Annotated in this window: 10 protein-coding genes and 2 other annotated features; of the genes, 5 read left to right on the forward strand and 5 right to left on the reverse strand. The window is 30.2% G+C overall.

From position 1 onward, the window contains the following. Positions 1-135: 135 nt before the first annotated feature. The gene (locus HV819_RS03980; RefSeq protein ID WP_154539667.1) at positions 136-999 is read right to left on the reverse strand and encodes a DegV family protein; all 864 of its coding nucleotides are present in this window, start codon (positions 997-999) and stop codon (positions 136-138) included. A gap of 335 nt (positions 1,000-1,334) precedes the next feature. Continuing rightward, positions 1,335-1,577 (forward strand) — a binding site (T-box leader). 51 nt (positions 1,578-1,628) lie between these two features. On the opposite strand from HV819_RS03980, the gene HV819_RS03985 reads away from it, so the two are divergent. From HV819_RS03985 to HV819_RS04005, 5 genes are all read left to right on the forward strand, one after another. After that, complete coding sequence (locus HV819_RS03985) at positions 1,629-2,816, forward strand: hypothetical protein (RefSeq protein ID WP_229771205.1); 1,188 nt, start codon at positions 1,629-1,631, stop codon at positions 2,814-2,816. 216 nt (positions 2,817-3,032) lie between these two features. Beyond that, positions 3,033-3,269, forward strand: a binding site (T-box leader). Between the two features lie 66 nt (positions 3,270-3,335). Then, positions 3,336-4,508 carry a hypothetical protein gene (locus tag HV819_RS03990; RefSeq protein ID WP_154539669.1) on the forward strand — a complete coding sequence of 391 codons (1,173 nt, stop codon included), beginning with the start codon at positions 3,336-3,338 and terminating at the stop codon, positions 4,506-4,508. 35 nt (positions 4,509-4,543) lie between these two features. Next, entirely contained in the window at positions 4,544-5,605 is a 1,062-nt protein-coding gene (locus HV819_RS03995) for a branched-chain amino acid aminotransferase (protein ID WP_154539671.1), read from the forward strand. Between the two features lie 9 nt (positions 5,606-5,614). Continuing rightward, complete coding sequence (locus HV819_RS04000) at positions 5,615-6,745, forward strand: iron-containing alcohol dehydrogenase family protein (protein ID WP_176269565.1); 1,131 nt, start codon at positions 5,615-5,617, stop codon at positions 6,743-6,745. Between the two features lie 532 nt (positions 6,746-7,277). Continuing rightward, positions 7,278-8,324: an endonuclease/exonuclease/phosphatase family protein gene (locus HV819_RS04005; RefSeq protein WP_176269566.1), complete on the forward strand. Its 1,047-nt coding sequence runs from the start codon at positions 7,278-7,280 to the stop codon at positions 8,322-8,324. A 46-nt stretch (positions 8,325-8,370) separates the two neighbouring features. On the opposite strand, the gene HV819_RS11935 is transcribed toward HV819_RS04005, so the two are convergent. The 4 genes from HV819_RS11935 to HV819_RS04025 all read right to left on the reverse strand — a co-directional run bounded on the left by HV819_RS11935 (position 8,371) and on the right by HV819_RS04025 (position 13,042). After that, positions 8,371-10,038, reverse strand: a complete 1,668-nt coding sequence (locus tag HV819_RS11935) for an ABC transporter permease (protein ID WP_176269567.1) — start codon at positions 10,036-10,038, stop codon at positions 8,371-8,373. Further along, positions 10,028-11,104: an ABC transporter ATP-binding protein gene (locus tag HV819_RS04015; protein WP_176269568.1), complete on the reverse strand. Its 1,077-nt coding sequence runs from the start codon at positions 11,102-11,104 to the stop codon at positions 10,028-10,030. The genes HV819_RS11935 and HV819_RS04015 overlap by 11 nt, the downstream gene beginning before the upstream one ends. Positions 11,105-11,108: 4 nt before the next feature. Next, on the reverse strand, positions 11,109-12,164 hold the full coding sequence (locus HV819_RS04020; protein ID WP_176269569.1) for an extracellular solute-binding protein: 1,056 nt from the start codon (positions 12,162-12,164) through the stop codon (positions 11,109-11,111). Between the two features lie 128 nt (positions 12,165-12,292). Next, entirely contained in the window at positions 12,293-13,042 is a 750-nt protein-coding gene (locus HV819_RS04025; RefSeq protein WP_176269570.1) for a response regulator transcription factor, read from the reverse strand. Position 13,043: the final 1 nt, after the last annotated feature.

Raw genomic sequence — 13,043 nt, forward strand, 5'->3', positions numbered from 1 at the left:
ACTTCGTTAAATGTTGTTAAATATTTCTTTAACTTTCCCATATATTTAGATACAAAAATAATTTATTATTCAGGAATTTGAATCATATTAGAATAAATATAAAATTATTTCCAATATAAAAAAAGCCCCTAGGGCTTAATATGGAAAAACAGAGCAAAATACAACCCCATCTCCTAGGTGTACTCCTATAACTGGAGTAACATCTATTATTTTAAAATCATTTGCCTTTTCTATTTCTTCTGCCAATCCTTCTTTTATAATCTCTATAGGCTCATCACTACCTGCCCCTCCTATTATAAGTTGGTAACTATCATATTTAGTACAAAGCTTCTTTACGTATTTAATTAGTTCCTTATAAGATTTTTTCTTTCCTGTTACTTTCTTTATAAGGGAAACTTCTCCATTTTCTATACATAAAACCGGTGAAAATGAAATTAGATTACCAAGTTTTGCTATAGACTTTGGCAATCTTCCTCCACGAGATAGGGCATCTAGATTTTTTACAACCCCACATACATTTACATATTTGAGGTTTTCTAGGCTCTTTTTATATATTTGCTCTAAACTTTCACCATCTTCAGCATATTTTGCAGCCTTTATTACAGGATAGATTGATGCTATTGTTGCAGTGTTAGTATCAATTATTTCAATGTTTGCATCCGATTTCTTTTCTAGAAACTCATCTTTTCCTATATGCATCATTTGATTCATACCTGTTAATTTTTTTGAAATCGAAAAAATCAAAAAGTCCCTATATCCCCTATCATATTCTTCTTCTAATAATTTTAAGAAATATCCTATTGATGGGATAGATGTAGTTACTTTCTCATCACTTGCCTTATATTTTTCTAAAAATTCACTTTTTGAAATCTCATATAGGTCTATGTATGATTTATCCTTAAAATTAATATTAAAAGGTAGGATGGATATTCCATACTCTTTTGCCATCTCTAAGTCTATATTGCAACCAGAATCTGCTATTATTTTTACTTTTTTCATATTTACCCCATTTATAATTTATTATTTATAGTTTATATATATTTAAAATTTTTTCTTATTTATATCAATTTTAACACTACTATACTTTCTAAAAGCCTTAAAACAATTATTTAATATAAATTTAACAGACAATGATGTGGACATTATAAGAATATTTATTTTATATTTATCATATAAATTTAATAAATATACTCCATATGAAATCAGTTTGGTTTTTATTGCTTAATAATTTATATTTATGTAATCAATATTCTATAAATAGCCTTTTTGTAAAATTTATTAATATTTTTCAAAAAAATATTTGCAATTTTAAAATTTAGTGTGTATAATTAGTTTTAATAGTTAGGAAGTGGAGCAGTAGTTAAGCTAATTTCTTAAGAGAGGTACTGTGTGGTGTAAAGTACTGAAATTACTTAATGAAACTAGCCACCAAGCTGGGTAGCTGAAATAAGAGTAGGTTATTCCGGGAACTCCCGTTACAGAGTTATTCATTATAATTGAGTGCATCAACTGATGAAGAAGAGTGGTACCGCGGGAGTAGTATAAATTTATTTAGATATTCACCTCTCGTCTCTTTGCTTAGGCAATAGAGACGAGAGGTTTTTTATTGCCAAATACTGGAGGAATATATGGAAAGAACAAGTAATAATTTTAAAAAAACTAGTATAGGTAGGAAACAGATTGTCCAATCAGGAGTTTTCTCCTTGGCCTTGATGATGTTTTCATCTCATGCTGGAGGTGGTTTTGCAACAGGAAATCAGGCTAATACATATTTTGTAGGATTTGGAAATATGGGTATTATTTCAGCTATATTTGCTATGTTTATCCTTAGTTTTGTTGTAAGGGAAGCAATTATAATGTATAGGGCAAATGATTTAAAGTCATATAAGGACTTGTTTAAATGTCTTTACCATCCATTCGATAAATTGTCTATCTTCTTTGAAATTTTCTATCAAATAATGGTTTTAATGGCAATTGCATCAGCAATTTCAGGTGCAGCTAGTGCTTTGAAAGAATATATGAACTTCAATTATGTAGTAGCTGCCATTATGGTTTCTGCTATAGTACTTTTTTTAGTAATTTTTGGAGCAGACTTTGTTAGAAAAATTTCTGCTGTTATGGGAATTGTTATTCTTGTCACAGCTATATCAATTTATATCATAGGAAGCTTTATGGGGGAAGGAATCTTTACAATTATGAAGGCTGACTTTATTGAAAATGGATTTAGTAATTTTCCTAAGGCTGGTATAAATTCATTTGTATATGCAGGTTTTCAATGTGTACAAATACCTTCGCTTATAGCATGTTCTAATGTTATAAATAATAAAAATGAAGCAAGCTTATCTATGAACATAGCCTTTATCATAAATTTTATAGCTTTGGTTTTATCAGTGACTATGCTTTTGTCATGGAGGAGTGTTTATATGAATGTTGATGGTGGAGAAGTTTTACCTACCTTGACATCAACCCAAGCTATGGGCTTTAAGTGGATGGGAATCTTCTACAGTATATCTTTGTTTATGTGCTTATTGTCAACAGCAGTGTCTATAGCCTATGGTTTTGTAGCAAACTTTGAAAATGCCAAGGTAATTTCAATTATTAAAAGTGCAAAAATAAGAAGAGCTATAGTAGCTTTATTTATAATAAGCATTTCAATGTTTATATCAATGGTAGGCTTAACTAACATTATAAAATATGGATATGGCTATTGTGGATATATAGCTATAATATTTATCATAATTCCATTTATGACAGTTGGGGTGTATAAAAATAGAAAAATCTTTGAAAGGAAAATAGAAACTAAGATGAATACTTAATATTATATTAATAAGACTTTAATAAAACTAAATAATTCTATCTTAAGCAAACACCTTGCTTTAGGCTTTAGAAAAGATTGTTATAAAAATATTTTATAAAGTTTTATATATTTTTATAAGTCTAGATTTCAACATCTATTATTTTTTGGTAAAATTTTTGCATAAATTTAAAAATAATTGCTTGCTTTTTCATTTAAAAGGGTGTAATATATTTATTAACAAGTTTTGACGTGGAAAAGTAAGCTAGTTGAATTTAAAGAGAGGTACTATTTGGTGTGAAGTACTATGAAGACTAGGATGAAAAATCACCACCGAGCTATAATGCCCAAATTTTTGTAAGCATTATCGGGAACTCCCGTTACAGAGTTAATCATTATAATTGAGTGCATCAACTGATGAAATAGAGTGGTACCGCGGGAGTGGATTATTTAGTTTTAGTCTCTCGTCTCTAAGCCTTAGGCAATAGAGACGGGAGTTTTTTTATTGCCTTAGAAAATAATAAATTTTAAGGAGAAAAGAATGAAGTTAAGGAGAAATCTTTCAAAAAATGCAGTTGTTTCTATAGCCCTGATGCTATTTTCAGCCCATGCTGGTGGTGGATTTGCTACGGGTAACCAGGCCAATACATATTTTGTAGGACTTGGTTTTTGGGGAATATTTTCAGCCATCCTTGCCATGGTTATTTTGTGTGGGATGCTAAGGGAAGCTATGATTATGAAAAATAGTAGGAATCTTTCATCATACAAAGAAGTTTTTGAAAATCTTTATCACCCCTTTGATAAACTAGCTTACGCCTTCGAGGCCTTTTACCTAATCATGGTAGTTATGGTTATAGCAACTACCATATCATCTGCAGCAAGTGCCTTGAGTGATTCTTTTGGCTTTTCTTATAAGATAAGCCTTGTATTGATATCTGCCCTTATCCTTCTTATGGTCATGTTTGGAGCAAATCTTGTAAGAAAATTTGGGGCAGTAATGGGAATTTTAATCCTTGTAACAAGTCTTTCAATCTACTTTTATGGAAGCTTTTCTGTGGAAAATCCTTTAGGAAGGCTTACAAATGAATTTAGTCAAAATGGATTTTTACACTTTCCAAAGGCTATTGAAAATGGCTTTGTCTATGCTGGTTTTCAATGTGTACAAATACCTGCAATGATAGCTTGTTGTGGAGTTCTTAAAAATAAGGAAGAAGTTACAAGGTCTATGAATATATCAAGCCTAATAAACTCACTTGCCCTTGCCCTGTCAGTATTTATGCTTTTTGTATGGAAAGACTACTTCATGGGTATAGAAAATGGAGCAACTCTTCCTACCCTCACAGTCACCAAGGCACTTGAGAAAAATTGGATAAGCGTATTTTACCTAGTAAGTTTAATACTTTGTCTGATATCATCAGCAGTTACCATAACCTATGGTATGGTCGCAAGATTTGAAGAAAATGAAAAATTAAAGAAAATAAAAAACATAAAAGTTAGAAGACTTCTTCTATCACTTTTTATAGTATTAGGTTCTATGCTTATATCAAGTATAGGTCTTACAAATATAATAAAATATGGATATGGCTATTGTGGATATCTTGCAATATTCCTTATAATAATACCTTTCCTTACAATAGGGGCCTATAAAAATTATAAGTATATGCAAAAAGAAGAAAATAAGGTTGGAGAAAATATACAAATATCATTGGACTAAAAATAATATAGAAAATTTTACAAGAGAGGTAAATTATGGAATTTGAATTTGTCGAAAAAAAGGAACTTAAAGAAAAACCAAAAGAAAATCTAGGTTTTGGAAAATACTTTACAGACTATATGTTTGTTATGGATTACACAGAAGATAAGGGCTGGCACAACAAAAAGATTATCCCTTATGGAGATATCACAGTAAACCCATCAACTATGGTTCTCCACTATGCTCAAGAAACCTTTGAAGGTCTCAAAGCCTATAAGGGAAAAGATGGTAAAATATACCTATTTAGACCATATATGAATGCCAAAAGATTTAAAAACTCAAATGAGAGAATGTGTATGCCAGAAGTTAGTGAAGAACTTTTCGTAGACTCAATTAAAGAGCTTGTGAAAGTTGAAAAAGATTGGATTCCTGAAGGAGAAGGCGAAAGTCTTTATATAAGACCTTTTATGTTTGCCGATGAAGAGTCCCTTGGTGTTCACGTTGCCAAGTCATATAAATTTTTGGTAATACTTTCTCCAGTAGGAGCTTACTATCCAGAAGGAGTAAACCCTATTAAAATCTATGTAGAAGATGAATATGTAAGGGCAAGTGTTGGTGGAACTGGTTTTGTAAAGTGTGGTGGAAACTATGCGGCAAGCCTTATAGGGCAAAAAAAGGCAGAAAAACTAGGTTATACACAAGTACTATGGCTTGATGGAATACATAGAAAATATGTAGAAGAAGTCGGCTCTATGAATGCTATGTTTTTAATCGATGATACAGTGGTAACTGCACCAATTGAGGGAACAGTTCTTCCAGGAGTTACAAGAGATTCTATAATGACCTTGCTTAAAGACTTTGGCTACAAGGTAGAAGAAAAACATATGCATATAGATGAATTAATGAAAGCTGGACGTGAAGGAAGACTAAAAGAAGCCTTTGGTACAGGAACAGCCGCAGTAATCTCCCCTATAGGGGAACTTTACTACAAGGGTGAAGAAGTAATTGTAAATGACTTTAAAACAGGAGAACTAACTCAAAAACTTTACGACACCCTAACAGGAATCCAATGGGCTACAAAAGATGATAAGTATAAGTGGAGAGAAGAAGTCAGATAGGAGATAATAATGACAAGCGTAAATTTGACAAATTATAGCGTAAGCAGGAACAATTATAAGTCCTTGGCAAGAGTATGTAAAGATGAAAGGGTAGAAAATGTAGTAATAATCGGTGGTAAAAGGGCAATGAAGGCTGCAAATAGCCTTATAAAGGAGGCTTTACAAGATACAGAAATTAAAGTTTTGGGAGAGTTTGTATATGGTAAAAACTCAACCAATTCAAATATTGAAAAACTTCTTAAAAAAAACGAGGTAAAAGATGCCGATGTAGTATTTGCTGTAGGTGGTGGTAAGGCAATTGATACTGCCAAGGTTATAGCAGATAGGTTAAATAAGGACTGCTATTCCTTTCCAACAATCTGCTCAAACTGTTCATCTGCAACAGCAATTGCTGTAATTTATAATGATGATGGCTCCTTTTCCCACTATGAGGATAAGATAAAAGCACCAAGCCATATTTTTATAAATATAGAAATTCTAGCAAAGGCCCCTGAAATTTATATGTGGGCAGGAGTAGGTGATGGACTAAGCAAAGAAGCCGAAGTTTTATTTGCTATGAGAGGACAAGATTTAAACCACGTGGCAAAACTTGGTAAAGCCATTGCCAAATCTTGCCAAGAGCCTTTCTTAAAATATGGCCAACAAGCAATTGAAGATTGTAAAAACAATAAAAGCTCTAAGGCCATAGAAGAAGTCGCCATGGACATATTTATAAATACAGGAAATGTATCCAACCTAACCAACCAAAAAGACTTCTACTACAACTCATCTCTAGCTCACGCTTTTTACAATGCAAGCTGTTCAGTAAAAAGAGAAGGACACTTTGAACATGGAGAAGTAGTATCCTTCGGTGTACTTGTTCTTCACGCTTATGATAGAAATCTTAATGAACTTGATAAGATAGGAAGATTTAATAAAAAAGTAGGACTTCCTACAAAACTTTCTGACCTTAACTTAAAAATTGATGACCTTGAACAGATAGCAGATGAGGCCATGAAAACAAACGAGTGGAAAAAGGCGAAAGTAGAGCTTTCAAGAGAGAACTTTATAGAGGCTATAAAGGTAGCTGACCAATATGGTAAGGCCCTTGATGATGAAATGAAAATTGAAAAAGCAAGCTATGAAAAAATAGCTAAATAATATAAATAAACAAATCAAAATTTAAAATTAAATATTTTAATAAGTAAATACAAAACTAAAATTTATAAAAGGACTCTTGCAAATAATTTAATCCTTGCAAGAGTCCCTTATTTTTTATAATCTATATCTTGTAATACATTAATATAAAACATTATAGATTTTTATAAAAATTCCGAATCAATTCTAAAATAACAAAATTAAAGAAGAAATCAAAAAGTAAGGGATAATTAAGCCGTCCATAATTTAATAAAGCTATATCAGATAATGAAATCTTTTGTAGGTATTGCTATTTTGAATTTAAAGAAATTATCTAAAAGATAATATATCTATAATCTATAAGAAAAACTAGAAGATTTGTTTATAGCTGATATAAGTAGGTCTTAAAAAGCTTTCCAAAGCCTATACCCATAGCCTTAAAATAATCTTTTAAAAATTCCTTCATAATTCATTTTTCTTTCTATTCATTAGACTTAGAAAAATTATAATTTACCAAAATATTATAAAATGATAAAATATAAAAAAAGAGGTGCTTATGAAAAAAATATTAAAAATTTTAGCAGGTTTTATAGGAGTTGTTTTTATCTTATTTCTCATACTTCTATCCTATCTTTGGATAAGAGAATATAGACCAAAAGAAGTAGAAGATATAAAAGTTATGGGAAAAGCAGAAGAAGAGATTGAAAGTAATAAAGAATATAAGATTATGACTTGGAATATCGGCTATGCAGGTCTTGATAAGGATACAGACTTTTTTATGGATGGAGGAAATATGGTCTTTCCCATAGATAAAAGCCATGTAGAAAATGCTCTTGATAATATCTTAAAAATATCAAAAGAAATAGGTGCTGATTTTAAACTTTTTCAAGAAGTAGATAGGGATTCTAAAAGAAGCTACCATATAGACCAAGTTGAAATTCTAAAGGATAACTTGGGTGGAAATCTAGCCTTTGCCCTAAATTATAAGGTAGATTTTGTACCATTTCCATTGCCACCACTTGGAAAAATCACATCTGGAATCCTTACCCAAACCGAGAAAAAAATAGAAAAATCAGAAAGATACCAACAACCCATCCCCCACAAATTTCCAGTAAGACTTGCAAACCTTAAAAGAGGATTTTCCGCCTCCTACCTTCCAATAAAAGAAAGCGATAAGAAATTTGTCTTAGTAAATATCCACTTAGACGCATACGAGTCTGGAAACCAGGGAAGGCTTGCCCAAAGTAAGCAAATCATAGACTTTATAGATAGTGAATATAAAAAAGGAAACTATGTCCTTGTAGGAGGAGACTTCAATCAAGAACTTAGCGGAGTAAAAAAAGAAGTACCTGAAGGAATATGGGATCCAAGTCCCTTCCCTAAAGAATACCTAAAAGACTTTATGAAACTTCTTTATGGAGATAGCGAAACATCTGTTGTAAATGATAAACCATATACTGGAAAAGATGCCTATCTTTCTACCATAGATGGCTTTATAGTTACAGATAATATAGAAGTTAAAAATATAAAAACCATAAAAGAGCAAAACTTCCAATACTCCGACCACAATCCTGTTCTTTTGGAATTCAAACTTAAAAACTAAGAAAAAATTGTATGGATTTTTTACTTCCATACAATTTTTTAATTTCTTATATATTGGTATTTTTATTTTTCCCTAATAGGTTAAAACCTACGAGTGCTATAACTGTAAATATTGTCAAAAGGGTTGAAAGTGCTGCTGCTACTCCATAATTTCCTCTTACTACTTCTGTATATATGGCTACTGTCATAGTCTTTGTTTTGACATTTGTAAGAAGTATTGATGTTGAAAGTTCTGATATCAATGTTACAAATGATAAAATAGCACCTGAAATCAAGCCACTTGCCATCATCGGAACTGTGATTTTCAAGAAAGTTTTTAATTTACTTGCTCCAAGACTTATTGCAGCTTCTTCTATAACTATTGGAATTTGTTGTAGGGTTGAACTTGCAGATCTTAGTGTATAAGGCATTCTTCTTATTACAAAAGATATAATGATAATTTGTATTGTTCCTCCCATTGCCATAAATCCACTTCTTCCAAATCCATTTGCAAATGATTTTAAAAGTGATATACCTATTACAACTCCTGGTAATATAAATGGAATCATTGTAAATATATCTATCAAATTTGTAAAGAAATTTTTTCTTCTTACAACAAGATAAGATATTATAAGTGATAATACTATTATTACTAAAAGTGCTATTATTGGAAATACAATAGAATTTATAATTGAATTTCCAAGTCTTGATATAGCTGTTTGATAGCTTTTTAGTGAATATCCATCTATAAATATTTTTCCTGAAGTCTTTTTAAAGGATGTATATGTTAAATATATTTGTGGAAGAATTGATAAAAATACAACAATATACACTAATAAATGAGCAATTATATTTGCTGGTCCCTTTAATTGTTTTTTTGCAACAGGATTTAAGAAATTTGATGAATAAGCTGATTTTTCAGCAATCTTTTTTTGTATTATAAAGACTAAACTTGTAAATATAATAGCAATTACAGCAATAGCTGATGCAAAAGATTGATTTGTACCAACTTCTCCTACAAATTCGTTATATATTAGCACAGGAAATGTTCTATAACCTTCTCCAATAAGCATTGGTGTACCAAAATCAGACATACATCTCATAAAGACCAAAAGAGAACCTGCAAGCAATGATGGAACTATGAGGGGTAAAATTATTTTGAAAAATCTTCTAAGCCCCACACAACCTAAATTCTCACTTGCTTCTATTACGGATGCATCTATATTTTCAAAAGCAGACTTTGCATATAAGAATATTAATGGATAAAGTTGTAGCGAAAACACCAATAATATCCCTTTAAATCCATAAATCTCTGGGATTTTTATAGAAAATACATTTGATAGAAACTCAGTTATAATTCCACTTCTTCCAAGTAGCAATATCCAAGAATATGCCCCTATAAATGGTGCTGACATTGAAGCTATAACTATAATTATATTTAAGGCTGTATTTCCCTTTATCTTATACATACTCATAATATATGCAATTGGTGTTGCTAAAAGTATGGTAGATATTGTAGCTAGACTTGATATTTTCAAAGAGTTTAGGAGGGTTTGAAAATAGTAATTCTTGGAGAAAAATTTATGGAATTCATTGAAAGTAAATCCCTCTCCTTTTACATATACTGAAGATAGAAGCAATCTAATTATCGGATAAACTAAAAATAGCAAAAGTCCAATTAATATAACAATTGTAAAAATCTTCCATATATCTATATTCTTTTCTTTACTTTTCATAACTATCACCTACTAGATTTAGGCTACCATCTTTAGTAAAAACATTAATCTTTTCTTTTTTTATTTCAACAAAAACCTTATCATTTATAGTTTCTGTTTGATTTAGATATGATTCTTCTAAAACATCAATTTCTTCATCATTAGGATTTATCATATGAAAATGTGTATTTGCTCCCAAAAACACATGGTCTATAACCTTACATTCCATACCCTTATCACTTCTTATAAGATCTTCTGGCCTTACAGATAAGATTATCTCACAATCATCTTCTGTATTTAATTTCATATCTAGTTTATAATCTTTGCTAATTTCTATTTTTTCATCTTTAGCATTATAGAAGGCTTTAATTTTATTATTTGTGCCTATAAAATTTGCAACAAAAGTATTGATTGGTTTGTGATATATTTCTCTTGCACTTGCACATTGTTGGATAACTCCATCTTTCATTACTGCAATTCTATCAGAAATAGCCATAGCTTCTTCCTGATCGTGTGTTACATATACCGTTGTAATTCCTACCTCTCTTTGGATTCTTCTTATAGTCTCTCTTAACTCTACTCTTAGTTTTGCATCAAGATTTGATAAGGGTTCATCCATGAGTAAAACATCAGGTTTTATTATTATAGCCCTTGCAAGGGCAACTCTTTGTTGTTGACCTCCAGATAAGGCTTGTGGTTTCTTTTCAGCATGTTCTTCTATTTGCATAAGTTTTAACATCTTGTCGGTTTCTTCTTTTATAGTTTGAGAATCTACTTTTCTTTCTCTTAAACCAAACTCGATATTTTTTCTTACTGTCATATTTGGAAATACGGCATAGTTTTGAAAAACCATTCCTATATTTCTTTTAGATGGATCCATATCATTTATTCTTTTGTCCCCAAAATAAAAATCTCCACCTTCTATTGAGTTAAAACCTGCAATCATTCTAAGAAGTGTTGTCTTACCACATCCTGAAGGACCAAGGAGAGTAAAAAACTCTCCATCCTTTATTTCAAGATTGATATGCTTTACAACTTCTCTGTCCCCATATTTTTTTACTGCATCTTTTATTAGAATTTTTGACATAAGCTTATCCTTGTATGTCTGCGAATATTTCTTTATATTTTTCTACTATTTCTTTTTGATGACTTGTGACATATTCATAATCCTCTTGATCAAGTTTTATATCTTTTAAATCTTTCATATAATCATTCATTTCAACATCATCTCTAACTGGTCTATTTGTTGTTTGACTTGCTAGAATTTGCTGTGCTTCTTTTGATGTTATAAAATCAATAAATTTCTTTGCATTTTCTTGGTTAGGTGCATTTTTAACTATAGCTGTAACTGATGGCAAGAAAATTGAACCCTCTTTCATATAAACTATATCAATATTATCAGCGCCATCTTTTTTAAGTTGCATAACTGGATCTTCATAAGATAGCCCTACTGCCATCTCCCCATCTGCTACTGTCTTATATACTGATGATGAAGATGATTGGATTTTACCATCTACATTTGTAAATAAATCCTTAACATATTGCCAAGCTTTTTCATCTTCATATCCACCCATTACTTTTAACATATTTGTAAGATGACAAAATGCTGATGAAGATGAAGTAGGATCAGCTGTTGCGATTTTTCCTTTTAATTCAGGATTTAGTAAATCTTCATATCCCTCTATTTTTATATTCTTAACCAAATCTTTATTTATTATAATACAAGAACCATCTAATTTATCAGCGGCTGGTATAAACTCATTGTGTTGATATTCTTTTATAAGTTCACTGTCATTTGTTGAAACATATTCATCAAATAAATCTTTATTTTCATAAAAAAGACTATAAGCTGAACCCCATATTACATCTGCAACAGGTTGAGACTTTTCTCCTTTTAATTTTGTGAAAAGTTCTCCTGTTCCTGCTTGTTGTAATTCTACATTTATTCCTGTACTTTCTTCAAATGCAGGTATAATTGAACTTACAATTCCCTCAGAATTTGGTGAATATACTACAAGAGTATTGGATGAATTTTCTTTAGTTTGTTTATCATTGCTTACATCCTTACCTCCACTATCATTAGATGAGCATGCTGTTAAGCTTATAGCAAGAGCCAATGATAAAATAGCAAATATTTTCTTCTTCATAATTTCCTCCAATTTTTTTATTATTGTTATTTGTTAATATAATTATATAAAATAAAAATCTCAAAAAGTATACAATCCACCAATAAAAGGTATACTTTTTGAGATAAAAAAACGTTTTTATATCTTTATCATATATTTTTGTTATATTTTCCAGGACTTATACCAACAAATTTTTTAAATACCTTAGAAAAATATTTTTGATTAGAAAATCCACACAAAAAAGCTATATCTATAATCATAAGTTCTGTATTTTCTAATAATTTTATAGCTTCTTTTATCCTTACCCTATTTAAATAGTCATTAAAAGTTATAGAAGTATATTCCTTAAACTTTTTATTTAGCATAGATTCACTATAATTAAGTTTCTTTTCTAAATCACTTATTGAAATCTTCTCGCCGTAGTTTTTTTCTATATAAGCTATCATTTCAAGAGCAATATCAGATTTTTTATTTTCATTTTTTTCAATTTTTAATATATCTATATTATCTTCCTGATTTATAAAAGATTTTCTCATTTCATAAATATTTTTGGCAGTTATTAAAGACTTATTCAACTCTTCAATATCGATAGGTTTTAGAAGATAATCTGTAACTCCATACTTTATTGCCTTTTTTGCATAATCAAAATCATTATAACCTGAAACAATTATGGCTGAATATTCATAGTCCAGACTTTCTTTTATCATAGTAAGTCCATCCATCAAGGGCATAGAAATATCTGTAATAACAAGTTCTGGATTGAATTTCTTAATCTTTTCCAATCCTTCCAAGCCATTTTTTGCACTTTCTAAAACCTCCATCCCATATTTAGAAAAGGATGGTAAAATCTCAAGTTTCTTTCTTATAATTTCTTCATCTTCTACTATTAAAACCTTCATA

The sequence above is a fragment of the Anaerococcus faecalis genome, from assembly GCF_013371425.1.
In the GTDB taxonomy this organism is placed as follows: domain Bacteria; phylum Bacillota; class Clostridia; order Tissierellales; family Peptoniphilaceae; genus Anaerococcus; species Anaerococcus porci.

Coding starts and splice junctions, on each gene's coding strand:
- HV819_RS03995 (WP_154539671.1), top strand. CDS start 4,544: ATGGAATTTGAATTTGTCGAAAAAAAGGAACTTAAAGAAAAACCAAAA.
- HV819_RS11935 (WP_176269567.1), bottom strand. CDS start 10,038: ATGAAAAGTAAAGAAAAGAATATAGATATATGGAAGATTTTTACAATT.
- HV819_RS03985 (WP_229771205.1), top strand. CDS start 1,629: ATGGAAAGAACAAGTAATAATTTTAAAAAAACTAGTATAGGTAGGAAA.
- HV819_RS04020 (WP_176269569.1), bottom strand. CDS start 12,164: ATGAAGAAGAAAATATTTGCTATTTTATCATTGGCTCTTGCTATAAGC.
- HV819_RS04005 (WP_176269566.1), top strand. CDS start 7,278: ATGAAAAAAATATTAAAAATTTTAGCAGGTTTTATAGGAGTTGTTTTT.
- HV819_RS04000 (WP_176269565.1), top strand. CDS start 5,615: ATGACAAGCGTAAATTTGACAAATTATAGCGTAAGCAGGAACAATTAT.
- HV819_RS04025 (WP_176269570.1), bottom strand. CDS start 13,042: ATGAAGGTTTTAATAGTAGAAGATGAAGAAATTATAAGAAAGAAACTT.
- HV819_RS04015 (WP_176269568.1), bottom strand. CDS start 11,104: ATGTCAAAAATTCTAATAAAAGATGCAGTAAAAAAATATGGGGACAGA.
- HV819_RS03980 (WP_154539667.1), bottom strand. CDS start 999: ATGAAAAAAGTAAAAATAATAGCAGATTCTGGTTGCAATATAGACTTA.
- HV819_RS03990 (WP_154539669.1), top strand. CDS start 3,336: ATGAAGTTAAGGAGAAATCTTTCAAAAAATGCAGTTGTTTCTATAGCC.